The 13,698-nt window shown below is 61.9% G+C and carries 15 protein-coding genes and 1 pseudogene; 6 read left to right on the top strand and 10 right to left on the bottom strand.

Translation table 11 applies throughout. From position 1 onward, the window contains the following. The first annotated feature begins 295 nt into the window (after window positions 1-295). From PAM7066_RS19075 to PAM7066_RS17190, 5 genes are all read left to right on the top strand, one after another. Complete coding sequence (locus PAM7066_RS19075) at window positions 296-454, top strand: hypothetical protein (RefSeq protein ID WP_175484714.1); 159 nt, start codon at window positions 296-298, stop codon at window positions 452-454. A gap of 305 nt (window positions 455-759) precedes the next feature. Further along, entirely contained in the window at window positions 760-1,119 is a 360-nt protein-coding gene (locus tag PAM7066_RS17205; protein WP_085855454.1) for a DUF2946 family protein, read from the top strand. Between the two features lie 109 nt (window positions 1,120-1,228). Next, complete coding sequence (locus PAM7066_RS17200) at window positions 1,229-1,753, top strand: YcnI family copper-binding membrane protein (RefSeq protein ID WP_085855453.1); 525 nt, start codon at window positions 1,229-1,231, stop codon at window positions 1,751-1,753. Window positions 1,754-1,789: 36 nt separating this feature from the next. Next, on the top strand, window positions 1,790-3,349 hold the full coding sequence (locus tag PAM7066_RS17195) for a copper resistance CopC/CopD family protein (protein ID WP_085855452.1): 1,560 nt from the start codon (window positions 1,790-1,792) through the stop codon (window positions 3,347-3,349). A 556-nt stretch (window positions 3,350-3,905) separates the two neighbouring features. Next, window positions 3,906-4,454, top strand: coding sequence for a metallophosphoesterase family protein (locus PAM7066_RS17190; RefSeq protein WP_245749747.1), 549 nt, complete (start codon window positions 3,906-3,908; stop codon window positions 4,452-4,454). Between the two features lie 346 nt (window positions 4,455-4,800). Here PAM7066_RS17190 and PAM7066_RS17185 read toward each other — a convergent pair whose 3' ends face one another. The 5 genes from PAM7066_RS17185 to PAM7066_RS17165 all read right to left on the bottom strand — a co-directional run bounded on the left by PAM7066_RS17185 (window position 4,801) and on the right by PAM7066_RS17165 (window position 9,025). After that, window positions 4,801-5,553 carry an ABC transporter permease gene (locus PAM7066_RS17185; RefSeq protein WP_085855451.1) on the bottom strand — a complete coding sequence of 251 codons (753 nt, stop codon included), beginning with the start codon at window positions 5,551-5,553 and terminating at the stop codon, window positions 4,801-4,803. Window positions 5,554-5,557: 4 nt separating this feature from the next. Next, window positions 5,558-6,367 (bottom strand): ABC transporter ATP-binding protein, encoded by an 810-nt coding sequence (locus tag PAM7066_RS17180; protein ID WP_085855450.1) that lies wholly within the window; start codon window positions 6,365-6,367, stop codon window positions 5,558-5,560. After that, the gene (locus tag PAM7066_RS17175; RefSeq protein ID WP_245749746.1) at window positions 6,367-7,155 is read right to left on the bottom strand and encodes an ABC transporter permease; all 789 of its coding nucleotides are present in this window, start codon (window positions 7,153-7,155) and stop codon (window positions 6,367-6,369) included. The genes PAM7066_RS17180 and PAM7066_RS17175 overlap by 1 nt, the downstream gene beginning before the upstream one ends. Before the next feature lie 107 nt (window positions 7,156-7,262). Next, entirely contained in the window at window positions 7,263-8,246 is a 984-nt protein-coding gene (locus tag PAM7066_RS17170; protein WP_090929510.1) for an ABC transporter substrate-binding protein, read from the bottom strand. An 86-nt stretch (window positions 8,247-8,332) separates the two neighbouring features. Next, window positions 8,333-9,025, bottom strand: coding sequence for a FadR/GntR family transcriptional regulator (locus tag PAM7066_RS17165; protein WP_246799794.1), 693 nt, complete (start codon window positions 9,023-9,025; stop codon window positions 8,333-8,335). A 180-nt stretch (window positions 9,026-9,205) separates the two neighbouring features. Here PAM7066_RS17165 and PAM7066_RS17160 point away from each other — a divergent pair, with 180 nt between their 5' ends. Then, window positions 9,206-9,892: a fumarylacetoacetate hydrolase family protein gene (locus tag PAM7066_RS17160; RefSeq protein WP_085855448.1), complete on the top strand. Its 687-nt coding sequence runs from the start codon at window positions 9,206-9,208 to the stop codon at window positions 9,890-9,892. A gap of 263 nt (window positions 9,893-10,155) precedes the next feature. Here PAM7066_RS17160 and PAM7066_RS19670 read toward each other — a convergent pair. The 5 genes and pseudogenes from PAM7066_RS19670 to PAM7066_RS17140 form a co-directional block, all read right to left on the bottom strand. Beyond that, a pseudogene (locus PAM7066_RS19670) lies at window positions 10,156-10,301 on the bottom strand (integrase core domain-containing protein); the annotation flags it as partial. Window positions 10,302-10,433: 132 nt separating this feature from the next. Continuing rightward, window positions 10,434-10,880 carry a ribose 5-phosphate isomerase B gene (rpiB, locus tag PAM7066_RS17155; protein WP_085855447.1) on the bottom strand — a complete coding sequence of 149 codons (447 nt, stop codon included), beginning with the start codon at window positions 10,878-10,880 and terminating at the stop codon, window positions 10,434-10,436. 21 nt (window positions 10,881-10,901) lie between these two features. Next, the gene (locus PAM7066_RS17150; protein ID WP_085855446.1) at window positions 10,902-12,176 is read right to left on the bottom strand and encodes a TRAP transporter large permease; all 1,275 of its coding nucleotides are present in this window, start codon (window positions 12,174-12,176) and stop codon (window positions 10,902-10,904) included. A gap of 1 nt (window position 12,177) precedes the next feature. Further along, window positions 12,178-12,636 (bottom strand): TRAP transporter small permease, encoded by a 459-nt coding sequence (locus tag PAM7066_RS17145; RefSeq protein WP_085855445.1) that lies wholly within the window; start codon window positions 12,634-12,636, stop codon window positions 12,178-12,180. A gap of 69 nt (window positions 12,637-12,705) precedes the next feature. Further along, window positions 12,706-13,692, bottom strand: a complete 987-nt coding sequence (locus PAM7066_RS17140) for a TRAP transporter substrate-binding protein (protein WP_085855444.1) — start codon at window positions 13,690-13,692, stop codon at window positions 12,706-12,708. Between the last annotated feature and the right edge of the window lie 6 nt (window positions 13,693-13,698).

Here is a 13,698-nt window from a genome sequence, read left to right as displayed (position 1 = left end):
CTGGGCAAGGGCGACGGTGGCGATGGTCCCGAGAGCGAGGGACGTGGCTATCAGTCTTCTCATCGTTATGTTCCCTGTTGAAATGTGGTCGAACGAAATCATCACAGCACCTAGCGCGCGCGCGTCATAGTACTATTCTGCCCTCTTCGCGGCTTTCGAGCGGCTTTTACGAGCTTGCGGCGCGGCGGAAACACCGCCTTAGGGTCGAACCTGACGCTTGTTGTCTGTCGATGGCCTTGGCGATCAGCCGCTCCTGGTCCGCGGTATTCTAGGAGTCGCGCGCCATTGTCGGAGGATGCAGGGCGTTCCCTACGGCGTGGCTGGCGTGAAAAATCTGTCTCTCATCACCATCGGCCTGTTCGGCTTCGCAGTGCTGTTCGGGCAGGAGCCGACAAACATTGCGCTTCGGGCTTTCCCAGCCGCTGGCGTGGGCGCCTCCCGTTCCCTATTCTGACGATCTCGCGGCGCCCGGCACGTCAACTGGCTTTGCACGGCGGCAGCGTCAGTAATGGGCACCTGCGCCTATTGCCTCGGATTGGTGTGGCGAAGCCGCTGATGGCCGCCGCATCGTGTCGTGGATATGCGGCGAACGGGTCGACTTGAGCCTGAAGCGGAAATAGGCGGTATACTGGCGTCACAGAGCGGATCCCGTCGCCCGCGCCGCTTTTCGCGGAGAAAGTTCTAGCATACGCACGGAGTGTCTGCTCCGGTGGGTCCGACGAGAGCGGCGCGGGGGTTCCCGATGCGACCAGGAGGCAGATGGTGATGCAGCGCGTTCGCGCGATCCTCCTCATGCTGACCGTTCTCGTGACCGGAATCACGGCAATCGGCATGGAGATGATGCCGATCTCGGCACCTGCGGCCATGAGCAGCGATGCTGCCACCCATGCCGATCACCACGGCAATATCCCGCTGGACTACAACCATCATGGTGGCTCCGACGATTGTCTCTATTGCCATTTGGCCAAGGCGGCGGACCTGCCTTCGAGGCCCACAACCGTTGAAGTCCACCGCCGGCCCCTGCAACAGGTCGCCGGTGGGTATTCGGCATCATGCCACCTTGCGGCATGGACGACGCCATGTCAGCCCCGCGCGCCACCGCGACGTGTCGCTGCCTGACGTTTCATCCGTCCTGCGGGACCACTTTTCACGGCATTGCTCGGCTGGCGCTGAAGCCTCAGCGAACTTGCGGGGCGAGCATCACATGCCGAAATCCGGAGATCGACCGATGTCGACAAGAACCTTTTCCCTTGCTGCGGCGCTGCTCGTGGCCGCGACCCAGAACGCCCCTGCCCATGCCACGCTCGAGCAGGAAAGCGTCACGCAGAACGCCACCGAGAAACTGACGGTGCGTCTCGGACACGGCTGCGACGGTACGCCCACGCTCCGCGTCCGTGTGCGCATCCCCGCGGGCATGATCGCGGTCAAGCCGATGCCCAAGGCGGGATGGACCCTGAAGAGTGTGGTTGCGCCCTATGCGGAGCCCCACGATCACCACGGCATCACCGTGACCGAAGGAGTGCAGGAAATTGTCTGGTCAGGCGAACTTGACGATGCGCATTACGACGAGTTCGTGTTCCGCGGACGAATTACCGACACCGTCGAAGCCGAAAGAATGCTCTACGTGCCGGTCGTGCAGGAATGCGCCGATGCGGTCGAACGCTGGATAGAGATCCCCGCTGAAGGCCAGTCGAGTGACGGCCTCGAGATGCCGGCGCCGGGTGTGATGGTCCATCCCGCCGCGACTGACTGACCGAAAGAGCCCCGGGCTGCTCGGGCCCGGGGCACCATGCTCATGCAACGCCTCGTCCTCCTCCTTCTCGCCGTCCTGCTGCCGCAGACCGTGCTGGCACATGCCCAGCTGCGTGAGACCGAGCCTGCGGCGCACGTCCTGCTCGATACCGAGCCGACCGAGGTGGTCCTGGACTTCAGCGAGCCCGTCGCTCCGACGGCGTTCCGATGGTTCGGACCCGGCGGCGAGGTCGTCGAGGGCCGCGCCGTGGCACGCGACCGGCAGATCGTCGTGGCAGCGCCGCAGGGATTGAACGAAGGCACGCGCCTGCTGTCGTGGCGCGTCGTTTCGGCGGACGGGCACCCGATCGGCGGTAGTCTCGTCTTCTCGGTCGGAAGGCGATCGGAGCCGCCGGTCGCAGCGGCGGGCGAACGAGCGGGCGTCATCGCCGTGGCGTTGCGCGCTGCGGTCTTCGTCGGCCTCGCGCTCGGGGCCGGTGGTGCCGGGTTCGCCGCGCTCGTCCTCGGCAGACCGCTTGCCGGGCCTGCCCGCGTTACCCAGCAGGCGGGCTCGGTCGCCGCCGGCCTGCTGGCGCTGCTGTCGATCGGGGTGCAGGGGCTTGATCTATTCGCTCTTCCGGTGCCTGCGCTGCTGACGCTTCAACCGTGGCGGGCCGGGTTACAAAGCCCGCTTGCCTGGTCGTGCCTCTTCGTCCTGCTGGCGGGCGCGGCGGTCATCCTTTCCGGCCGGATCCGTCACGGTACCGCCGCGGTGCAGCTCGCGGCGTTCGGCTTCGGCGCCGGCTCGATCGCCGTCGCCGGACATGCCCTCACCGCCGATCCGGCATGGCTGGCGCAAGTGCTGGTGTTCCTGCATGCGCTGGCGCTGCTCTTCTGGATCGGCGCGCTGGTCCCCCTGCTGTGGCTGGTGCCGACACCGCAGGCAGGGCGTATCCTGTCGCGGTTCTCGAGCGTAGCAATGGCCGCAGTGGCGGTCCTCGTCATTACCGGGTCAGGGCTCGCCTGGCTGCAGTCTGGAAGCTTCGTGGCGCTGGTCGAGTCCGACTACGGGCGGCTCCTTGGCGTGAAGCTCGTCCTCTTCGCGCTGCTGCTGGTGCTCGCGGCATGGAATCGACTGCGGCTGACATCTGCGGTCACGGCCGGCGCGGTACGGGCAGTGGCGGCAATGCGGTTTTCGATCCGGATAGAGATCTGTCTCGCGGTACTGATCCTCATCGCCGCCGCAGGATTCCGGCTGACGCCTCCCACGCGAGCCGTCGACGTCGCTGTGTCAGGCTTGGATCTGCACCTCCACGATCCTGCCGCGATTGCCTTAGTGAGGGTCGAGCCGGGAACGGTGGGCGCCAACGACATCAGGATCGATCTGAGCAAAGCCGACGGAGCACCGCTTGCAGTGCGCGGGATGGAGGTCTCTTTTTCCCGCAACGACGATGCGCTCGAGCCGATCCGGGCCACCGCAGAGAGCGTCGGGGGCGGCAGGTGGTCGGCGCCCTTCGTGCTTCTGCCGCTCGCGGGGGAATGGACGATCAGCTTGCGGATACTCGTCAGCGACTTCGAGCAAATCACTCTGACGGGTACTGTGAACCTTGATGACTGAGGCTCGCGCCACGTTGGTCAGTTCCATGGCCACGATTCCAATCCCGTTTCCACACATCCGGCAGCCGCTCGGTCGTGCCCGTCCGTCGCTAATCCGCTTTCGGCGCAATTCTAATGCTCGTGCAGAGTGCAGCGAACCGCCGCGTCCGATTGGAGCCTCGACGGTGAGACTGCGAGGAACCGGGCTGTCACGAAAATCCCGAGAATGCTCCGCTCAAGTGTATGAAGCTTCTGGCCCGGGGCCTGATCGAGAGCGGGAGCCCAGGGCCGGTTTCTTTCATCTCTCCAGCCTGCTGGAAAGCGACGCGGACCCTTTTGCCTGCCCCCGGCGGACGCGTCGATACTCGCGTCCAGCCGATACCACGGACAGCCGAAGTCCATCTCGAAGCCTGAACGAGTTCGATGAGTTCCGGGATCCCCTCACGCCGATTGCACAAGCGCTGGTTGGCGGGGATGGGCCCGCGTCGATGATGCCGGTCTTCGCCATCGCCTCTTGGGCCACCGCGGTACAGGGTTCCGCGCTGGGTCCCGCAGGAAGCCAATCATGCCCCATTGCCGTGAACCTCTTCCTCGCCCGCTTCGGCCCCGCCCATCTCTCAGCTGCACGGAGCTACGTCCATGCCCCACTCGGCCAGCCGTCCCCGCTGGGACGCATAGGCGTCATTTCCGACACCCACGGCCTGCTCCGCCCCGAGGCGCTCGAGGCTCTCGAGGGCGTCGACCGCATCCTGCACGCGGGCGATATCGGCAACCCCGACCATCTCGGCGCCCTGGCGCGGATCGCCCCGGTGATGGCGATCCGCGGGAATATCGACCGCGGAGACTGGGCCGAGGCCCTGCCCGACACGGCGACCGTTACGATAGAAGGTCTCCGGATCCACATGATCCACGACCGCAATGCCTTGAAAGCCGATCCGCAAGCGGAGGGATGGGACGTCGTGATCTCGGGCCACTCCCACAAGCCCGGCATCGAGGATACGGGCGGCACCCTTTGGCTCAACCCTGGCGCCGCCGGCCCCCGGCGCTTCCGCCTGCCGATCACGCTGGCCTTCCTCTGGGCCGAGGCTGGCCGCCCCCGCGCAATGATCCACCCCCTGCCCGTCTGATCTGCTTCCGCCAGGACGTGGCCACTGAACCGCCCCAGGTCCGCCGGAGACTCGTTCTCGATAAATCCGCCGGCACCGCGACCTTGCGCACACACGGCACGTCGGCAATGACCAGGCGCGGATGAGTCAATCTCGCGCAGTGCGGCTGCCGCCCTTGGAAAGACCCCTTGCCCTTCATTTCGCGGGAAGCGGGCTGGGCCGGCGCGGTGGGATCGACATCCTGCCACCCCAGCCATGAGTACGAAGTACGCAATATTTCCCAGTGGGTTAGCCGCTGATCATGCAGCCAGCATCCCGTCTGCGCATCATCGCAAAAACTCCATGACATCGAAGTGCGATAGGCAGGCTATCCTCTTGAGCCCGCGTAATATTCCACCCTGGTTTCAAGCCGACCGACCAGCGCAGCCAAGCTCAGCGCGAAGGCGAAGAGTATCAAGATCAGCGCCCAGAAATGAGCCATGAGGAAGTTCTGCGAATAGAGGTTGAACAGCGCCCCGACCCCGATGATGGACACCAGAAGCTGCCCGATCACCACGCCCTTGACTCCGCGAATGACCCCCAGCCGCACGCCCGCCAGGATTTCGGGCAGCGCCGCGAGCAGGATCATGTTCAGGCGTTTGAACCGAGAAGCACCGAATGACTGCGACATCTCCATCAACGAAGGTGAGACATGCTGCACGCCTGCCCGTGTATCCAATGCGATGATCCAGACGGCGAACATGAAGACGGTGGCGATGACCGTCGGTGTGCCCATGCCCAGAAGGATCATTATGACTGGAACCAGCGCAGACAGGGGCGCAGAGAGAAAGATGTTCACCCACATGTTCAAGAGCCGGTCCGCCGGCTTGACCAACCCCATAAGCATCCCGAGCGCGATCCCGAAGACGACGGCAATGGCGAGTCCGGCGAGGTAACTGAACATGGTGATCCGCGCCGCTGCAGCGAAGCTTGGCGTCGAAATCACATCCCCGAGCGCTGCCAGCACCTTCGTGAAGGGCGGGAACAGCATCACCAGTTCGAAGCGGCCAATGATCTCCCAGATGACGGCCCAGACGAGAAGCGCCGCCATGCTGGGAATGCGATATCCATAGAGGGTCATGAAGTTACTCCACGTAGTGACGCAGACCGCGCCAGATATCGTCGATGAGATCCAGATACGCGGGTTCGCGGCGGATCAGGTCGGGGTCGACGTTGCGGTCGATATCGGGCTCCATGATGTCTGCAACACGACCCGGCCGTGGCGACAGGAGTACGATCCGATCAGAGAGGTACACGGCCTCCTCGATGGAATGCGTCACCAGGATGAACGTCTTGTTCTCGACTTCGCGCAGGCGGATCAGATCCTCCTGGAACTTGCGCCGGGTCTGCTCGTCGACCGCCGAGAATGGTTCGTCCATCAGCAGCACGTCGGCGTCCACCGCCAGCGCCCTGGCAAGCCCGACTCGCTGTCGCATCCCACCCGAGAGCTCGTGCGGGTACTTGTCCTCGAATCCCGCCAGGCCGACTTCGTTGATGTAGTGGCGCGCGCGATCCTCGCGCTCGGCCTTGGGCGCACCCCGCACTTCCAGCCCGAACGCGGCGTTGCGAAGGACGGTGGCCCACGGCATCAGCGCGAAGTCCTGGAAAACGAAGGCGCGCTCGGGCCCTGGACCTCGAACCGGCTTCCCGTTCACGAGCACTTCGCCGGACGTCGGCTTCAGAAGCCCCGCGATGATCTTGAGCAGCGTGGTCTTTCCGCAGCCAGATGGGCCGAGCAGGCTTGTCAGGTGGCCCCGCATGAATGACAGGTCGATATTATCGAGCGCGACGGTGCTGTTTCCATAGACCTTGTGCAGGCCGCGCACCGTGATCACTGCATCGCTGTCTTCCGCGCGGACTGCCGTTTCAGCGACGAGGGGTTTTGCCATTGTCATCAAGTGCCTCTTTTTTCGGGCCGGAACAGGGTCATTTCCAAGCGGTGGAGAAGTGTGACTGCGACGACTGCGAATACGACGATCGAGGTGATGACCGCGTACATATGTGGGTATTGCGCAATTGATCGGTTGAAGGTGATCAGGTCTCCGATCCCAGTCGGCGTGATCAGAAGCTCTGCCAGCACGACGCCGGAGAACCCCTCTGCGACACCAAGCCGGATTCCGGCGAACATCATCGGGCTGGCCGCCGGCAGGATGATCTTGAACACCTGCTGACGGCGCGTGCCCATGAATGACTTGCACATGTCGACGGCAGAAGCCGGCACGTTGCGAACAGCCTTGTAGCTGTTGATGGTGATTACCGGCATCGCGAGCATGACCACGGCGAGCACCTTTGACGTGAGCCCGATGCCATAAACATAGGTGACGAGCGGAATGAGCGCGGCCATCGGGGCAGCCTGCATGGTGATGAAGATCGGAAGGCCTAACCATTCCACGTCCCGGCGCAGGCCCATCATGACGCCGGCGCTGATGCCGACACCCAGGGCAATCACCAATCCGATCCCCAACGGCTCAATCGTCCGCAGGTAGGCCGCTCCGAGGGAGCCATCGCCTAACATTTCGAAGAAGGCCATCAGGGTTTTACTGAAGCTCGGAAAAGCCCAGTTGAAATTGCTGCGCCCCGCAATCTCCCAGACCGTGAAGAAGATCGCCAGCGACAAAATGCGCCAGACGACAGGCATCGACGCAAAGCGCGATAGCGCACCGCCAAGGGGGCCTTCGCTCAATCCGGGATCTGCTGTCCCTGTATGCATGGATGGCATGTTAGATCGCTCCATTCGGACCTGCGTGCCCCGCCCCGGTGACCGGGGTGGGGAGGGAAGCGGGGGCTGGCTTAGCGGACCGCATCCAGCGGCGCGAAGGTCCAGTAGTCCGCCGGGTCGATTGTCTCCGGATCTCCGGAAACCTGACCAGCCGCGGCGAGGAACGCGATATCTTCGCGGACGTTCTCGGGCGATCCGCCGTCAGCAGGATAAATGCCGCTCGCCACTGCCTCTTCGTAATATGGCACGGCCTCTGCCATCAGTTCGGCAGGTACGTCCGGCAGCAGGTTGTACTGCTCGCGCAGTTCGCCGACGATCGCCGGATTCGCGTTGATGTCTTCCCAGGTGCGTATCAGCTCTTCGACGAAGATCGTTATTTCGTCGGCGCGGTTTTCAAGCACGTTTGTGTTCGCGTAGAGCGCTTCATCTGTCGCATCGACGTCATCCACCGGCAAACGAATGAACTTGTCGCCGCCTTGCTCCTGCAACAGCCGGAAGTTGCCGGCATCGACGATCGTGGCATTCACCGTCCCCTGCAGCATCGCCCCCGCCCGCACTTCGGAGCCCGGAACGTAGGAAACATTCGAATAGCTGATACCGTGCTTTTCCTCCATCAGCCGCATCAACGCCTCGGTTCCCGAACCGCGCGAATGGACGGTCACTTCCTGGCCATCCAGATCCTCCCAGCCGGAATAGACCTCGCTGTTGACGACTGGAAAGAACAGCAACGTGCTCATCCGGAAGAACATCCGGATCGGCGCGCCCGAGTTACCGATGAAGGCATATGGTGCGCCGACACCGATATCGGCCTGGCCGCTGAGCACCGCCTGTACGGCCACGTCTTCCGAGTTGAAGAAGGTCATCTCCATCGGGACGCCACGCTCTTTCGCGCGTTCCATGGCAATCAGCAGGTTGAGGCTTTCGACGCTGGCGATATCGCCCATTGCGACGACAATCGGGTCGGACTGGGCCATGAGCGGCGTTGTCAGACCCAAGGTTGCTGCGGTGAAGATACCACCGGCGGCCCCAAGGAACACTCTTCTTATCATCGACATATCATCCTCCCGTTCGTTCAGTTGTTGCTGTCGTCGCCTCTTGTCCTGCCGGCACCTCCTCCGTCCCGGTTTTTCCCGTTACGTCTTCATCCTCCGAAAAGACGTCGCGAGACTGCGTTGAGGTGTGCCCGCATGGCGTCCTGCGCGGCGTCGGGATCCCGCTCCGAGATCGTGCTTAGGATGCGCCTGTGCTGGACGAAGCTGCCGTGATCGGGTGCCGGATGCGGGGTTTCGCGTCTGACGCTTCCCCAGGCCACGGCCCGCCTCACCTGGTTCAGCTTGTCGAACAGGACCTGCAGCAGCAGGTTATCGCTCGCTCCGGCGATCGCTTCATGGAACAGGTCGTCGTTCCGCTCGTATTCTTCCCAACTACTCGCTGCTTCACTCTGCGCAATTACCTCCGCCATCCGGTGCAGCGCCGCACCAGAGGCGTTCAGCGCGGCTTCACGCGCCAGCGCCGGCTCGAAGCAAATCCGCGCGCGCATCATCTGAACCGGTGTCAGTCTCCGACCCAACGCAACCGCCGTCATCGCCCGATCGGCGCCGCTCTCTGGCTCCGCCAAAAACGTGCCCTTGCCGACGTGCCGCCAGATCACCCCGTCACGTTCCAGCCGATCGAGAGCCTTGCGCAACTCGGTACGGCTCAGCCCGAGCTCGGGGATCAATCGGCGTTCTGCAGGAAGCCTGTCGCCGGGTGCGAGTTCATGTCGTTCGATATAGCTGCGCAGCCGCATAAGGCCGCTCTCTGCACTTGGCGCCGAAACCTGCTCAGAGTCCATGGAGAGTCCTAACAACCGCCTAGCCACATTGATCGATCAATTGCGGCAAACCTGCTTCCTTCAACCATGAGTGCACACATTTCAGGCTCTGTCGACACAAATCGAAGAACGATTTGGATTGATCGCGATCAATCGGCAAGCTACGACCATCAGGAGCAAGTTTTTGGATGGAGCATCAGAATGACTGAGCACGTGATCCCGACACCGCCGACCGTTACCATTCCGGTTGCAGATACGGATGCGACTTTCCCTGTGCGGCGGGTGTACTGCATTGGCCGAAACTACGCCGCGCATGCTGTCGAGATGGGTCACGACCCCGATCGGGAACCGCCCTTCTTCTTTCAGAAGAACCCCGACAACCTCGATCCCAGCGGCGAATTCCCGTATCCGCCGCAATCCTCGGACGTGCATTACGAGGTGGAACTGGCGGTCGCGCTGAAGTCTGGCGGCAAGAACATAGCCGTCGAAGACGCGCTCGATCATGTCTACGGCTATGCACTCAGCCTCGACATGACCCGCCGCGACCTGCAGGGCGAGGCGAAGAAGATGGGCCGCCCATGGGAGATCGGGAAGGCGTTTGAGCGCTCTGCACCGGTCGGTCCTCTCCGGCCGGTGTCCGAAGTAGGTCATCCCAATGCCGGAACCATCACCTTGCATGTGGATGGCGAGCTCAAGCAGGAAGGTGATCTGAACCAGATGATCTGGAAAGTGCCCGAGATGATCTCCTACCTCTCGGACTACTTCGAGCTGGCGCCGGGCGACGTGATCATGTCCGGCACTCCCGCAGGAGTGGGGCCTGTCGAGCGGGGTCAGGTTATGAAAGCCTCGCTGGACGGTGTCGACACGCTGACAGTCAAGGTCGTCTGACAGTCCGCGGATATGTTCGTTTCGACCGACTGCGTGGGGAGCCGAGGGATCATGGCTCCCCTACCTACTTGGGTCGCGCGCAACGCGGCAAGCATGCGCCTCCTCATCTACCGAGTCTCGCCAGCATCTACATCGCATATGCGACCCAGTCTTCGACGCGCTTCGTGACGACGCACAAACGAGAAGATTTCCACAAGGGCATCTATTGGTCGAACTTGTTCCAATGCCCGAGACGTCGCTTCTGCACATGATGGGAGCGCTTCTGCTGGTGATCGGAGCGTTTGCCAACGCGCGGAACTTTCATCTCGAGCAGCGGGGCGGGCGATCGGGTCTCGCAACCCAAGTCCAAGTGCGGTCGCTCGGAGTCATAGTCGATACCCCAGGCGGCGATCACGACACGCGCGGAAGCGTGTTCGCTCCCTTGCCACTAGGATGCTTCTCGTACGCCGGCGATAGGACAGTTTCTCCTGGACGTGCAATTGTGGCAACGCGGCGGATGAGATTGCCGTCGATCGAGCCGAAGACATGAATTCGCTCCGGCTTAGCGTTCCTCATCCATCTTGTGCAACATCTCCACTCGGCGCCGAAAGTCTTCGTTCGTCGAGAACTCGGCCGTCAGGTAGGAGTCGATTAGATCGAGTGCGAGCCAAGGCCCGACGATCTGGGCACCGATGCACATTACGTTGACGTCGTCGTGTTCTACACACTGGTGTGCCGAGTGGATGTCATGGCAGACAGCGGCACGAATTCCTCTGACCTTGTTCGCCGCGATCGAGGCACCCACACCTGTCCCACAGACGAGCATCCCGCGATCGGCCTTCTTCTCCGCGACAGCACTCGTCACCAGCTTCGCAATGTCCGGGAAATCAACCGGCTTATCATCGAAAGATCCGACGTCATCGACCTCGTGGCCAAGTTTCCGGATATGATCGACAACTGTTGCCTTGAGCGGGAAGCCGGCGTGATCCGAGCCTATGACGATGCGCATGTATTTTCCTTTCCAGTTTGATCAACGAAGTAGCCCCGGCAGCCAAAGAACCAGATCTTCGGCGAAGGTGATGATGACAAGTGTCACGAGGAGCGGAACGTAGAACGGCAGCAGGGCCCTGAGAAGCTGGCGTAGCGAGATTTTCGCGATATCGCAGATAAGAAATAGCGACAGTCCCATCGGCGGCGTGAGCAGGCCAAGCATCAGATTGAAGATCACGATGATCCCAAGATGTACCGGATCAATGCCCGCAAGAACCAGCGGCGGAGCAATAACGGGAACCACCAGGAGCGTGGCCGTAGTGGAATCCAGGAACATGCCCGCGATGAAGAAGATCAGGTTCGCGATCAGCAGAAGCACGATCGGGTTCTCCGCGAACTGAAGTATCCAGCGCGAGAAATCCTGCGGGATTTGCTCGACGGCGAGGATCCAGCCGAACAGGGAGGCTGCCGCAACGATGATCAGGATCGCGCAGGTGCTGCGCACGGTCATGAGCATTGCGCCCCACAGGTGCGGCCACGTGAGTTCGCGGTAGAACAACGTGCTGATCAGCAAGACGTAGACGACCGTGACCGCCGCCGCCTCGGTTGGCGTGAAGAGACCCAGCAGCATGCCCAGGATCATGAGCACAGGGGCAAACAGCGCAGGCAAGGCGGGCAGCAGGCTGCCGAACAATTCGCGGAAAGTGGGCCAGCGTTCCGCGCGGGGCATTTGCGTGACGATTGCGATGATGGCGGCGGTCGCCATCAGCAGGGCGATGCAAACCAGTGCGGGAACGATGCCGGCGAGCAGAAGCTGCACGATCGAGACGCTCGTGACCGAGCCATAGACGATCAGTGGAATGCTCGGCGGAAAAATCGGGCCCACGACCGCCGAGGCGGCGGTGACTGCGCCAGCGTAGGACGTGGAGAAACCACGCTTCTTCATCGCCTCGATCTCGATCCGGCCAAGGCCACCAACATCGGCCAGAGCAGCGCCTGACATACCCGAAAAGATCAAGCTGGAGAAAATGTTCACCTGGGCAAGCCCCCCCGGCAGACGACCGACCAAGGTATCGGCGAAGCGAAAGATGCGGTCGGTCACGCCGGCCAGGTTCATCAGGTTTCCGACGAAGATAAAGATTGGGACCGCGACGAGAGGAAAGCTGTCGAGGGCATATGTGACACGCTGTGTCAGCAGGCCGAGCGGCAGACCCTCGATAAGAACGTAGCCGATCGCGGGGATCAAGATCGCGTAGACGACGGGAAAGCCGACGATGAAGAGGGCCAGGAAGAGCAGGATCAGAGCGATACCCATGTCAGAGCGACACCGAACTGTGTGCCTTGGGCTGGCGGCGAAGATTGAAAAGATGAACGACGCAGGCACCGACAAAGCCGAAGGCGGTCGCGCCCATGAATATCCAGAACGGGATCTTGAGCGTCGGAGTGGCGTTATTCAGGTTCTCCGAGATGTTGATGATGGCGACCAAGCCCAAAAAACCACAGGTCGCAATGGCGCCGAATGAGATCAGAAAGTTCACGATCTTGTTCGCGCGAGGTGGCAACGCTTCGAGCAACTCGCCCATGACGATGTTCTCGCCGTGATTCACGACCAGCGGATAAGCTGCGAATACCGAACAGATCAGCAGAAACCGCGTCAGTTCTTCGGCGCCAACAATGGCCGAACCGAACACGTCGCGCGCAATCACCTGCACGAAGGGCACGGTTACGAGTGCGCCCAGCAACAGAACGCAAATGATCTCGAGGATTCGTCGCATCGTTCATCTCCCGGGACGTGGTTTAGGGTCGGCACGCTTTTGCATGGCATGCCGACCCATTGCGTAACCTTACTCGATCGCCATGATTTGCTCGATGAGGGGCTCGTACTCAGGGAAGTCGGTATTGATCTGCGCCAGAACCTTTTCACGGAAGGCATCTATGTCGAGACCGTCTTCCTCGGTGATGACCGTCATGCCGGCCTCTTCAAGTTCAGCGACAAGATCTTCCTCGGAGTCCTGCGCCCATTGCAGCGACTCTTCGGCTTTCGCGTCCAGCACTTCGGTGATCGCTGTCTGGTTTTCTTCCGAAAGCCCCTGCCACACGTCCTCGTTGATGAAGACGGCCAGGACAGACTGCATGTGGCCGGTCATCGCGACATGGCTTTGAACTTCATGCAAGCTGTTCGACGTGATCATCGTGAGCGGGTTTTCCTGCCCAACCACAAGGCCGGTCATCAGGGCGGTTGGCAGTTCGGCCACTTCGACCGGCGTCGGTGTCGCTCCGAACCCTTTTACCATCGAAACCCAAAGATCGAGCGGCACGGCGCGGAAGGGCTTCCCCGCAAGGTCCTCGGGCGATTTCACTTCGAAGTTCGACGAAATGTGCCGGGCGCCCCGATAAATGCGACCGATGATCCTGACGTCGCCTTCCTCGATCAACTGCTCGTTGATCTGCTGCAGCGCGGGAGAGCTCTGGGGATCGGTCGCCGCCAGCGCATGGGCTCCGTCACGGTAGATGAAAGGTGCGTTGAAGACAGATACATCGGGCACGATCTGAGCCAGTGACGCGAAATCATGATGCCCCATCTGAATCGAACCCATCCGCACTCCGTCGACCATCTCGGAGACGCCGCCAAGTTGACTGGCCGGAAACACTTGAACGGTGACCTCTCCGTCGGTTGCTTCCTCGATTTCAGCGGCGGCTTCTTCTGCGTAACGGGTCTGGATGTCGCCTTCCGCCCCCACATGCGCATAGCGCAGTTCCTGGGCGACCGCGGGCAGCGCCGTCAGCGTCGCGGCGGCAACCGCGATGATTTGGCCGGTTCTCATGAACATTCTGGT

The sequence above is a fragment of the Palleronia marisminoris genome (assembly GCF_900172315.1).
Taxonomy (GTDB): Bacteria; Pseudomonadota; Alphaproteobacteria; order Rhodobacterales; family Rhodobacteraceae; genus Palleronia; species Palleronia marisminoris.
The sequence above is the reverse complement of the archived record's forward strand: the minus strand, read 5'-3'. Positions and strand labels throughout refer to the sequence as shown.

Coding starts and splice junctions, on each gene's coding strand:
- PAM7066_RS17160 (WP_085855448.1), top strand. CDS start 9,206: ATGACTGAGCACGTGATCCCGACACCGCCGACCGTTACCATTCCGGTT.
- PAM7066_RS19075 (WP_175484714.1), top strand. CDS start 296: ATGCAGGGCGTTCCCTACGGCGTGGCTGGCGTGAAAAATCTGTCTCTC.
- PAM7066_RS17165 (WP_246799794.1), bottom strand. CDS start 9,025: ATGGACTCTGAGCAGGTTTCGGCGCCAAGTGCAGAGAGCGGCCTTATG.
- rpiB (WP_085855447.1), bottom strand. CDS start 10,880: ATGCGCATCGTCATAGGCTCGGATCACGCCGGCTTCCCGCTCAAGGCA.
- PAM7066_RS17150 (WP_085855446.1), bottom strand. CDS start 12,176: ATGGGTATCGCTCTGATCCTGCTCTTCCTGGCCCTCTTCATCGTCGGC.
- PAM7066_RS17170 (WP_090929510.1), bottom strand. CDS start 8,246: ATGTCGATGATAAGAAGAGTGTTCCTTGGGGCCGCCGGTGGTATCTTC.
- PAM7066_RS17200 (WP_085855453.1), top strand. CDS start 1,229: ATGTCGACAAGAACCTTTTCCCTTGCTGCGGCGCTGCTCGTGGCCGCG.
- PAM7066_RS17145 (WP_085855445.1), bottom strand. CDS start 12,636: ATGCGACGAATCCTCGAGATCATTTGCGTTCTGTTGCTGGGCGCACTC.
- PAM7066_RS17185 (WP_085855451.1), bottom strand. CDS start 5,553: ATGACCCTCTATGGATATCGCATTCCCAGCATGGCGGCGCTTCTCGTC.
- PAM7066_RS17180 (WP_085855450.1), bottom strand. CDS start 6,367: ATGACAATGGCAAAACCCCTCGTCGCTGAAACGGCAGTCCGCGCGGAA.
- PAM7066_RS17195 (WP_085855452.1), top strand. CDS start 1,790: ATGCTCATGCAACGCCTCGTCCTCCTCCTTCTCGCCGTCCTGCTGCCG.
- PAM7066_RS17140 (WP_085855444.1), bottom strand. CDS start 13,692: ATGTTCATGAGAACCGGCCAAATCATCGCGGTTGCCGCCGCGACGCTG.
- PAM7066_RS17205 (WP_085855454.1), top strand. CDS start 760: ATGGTGATGCAGCGCGTTCGCGCGATCCTCCTCATGCTGACCGTTCTC.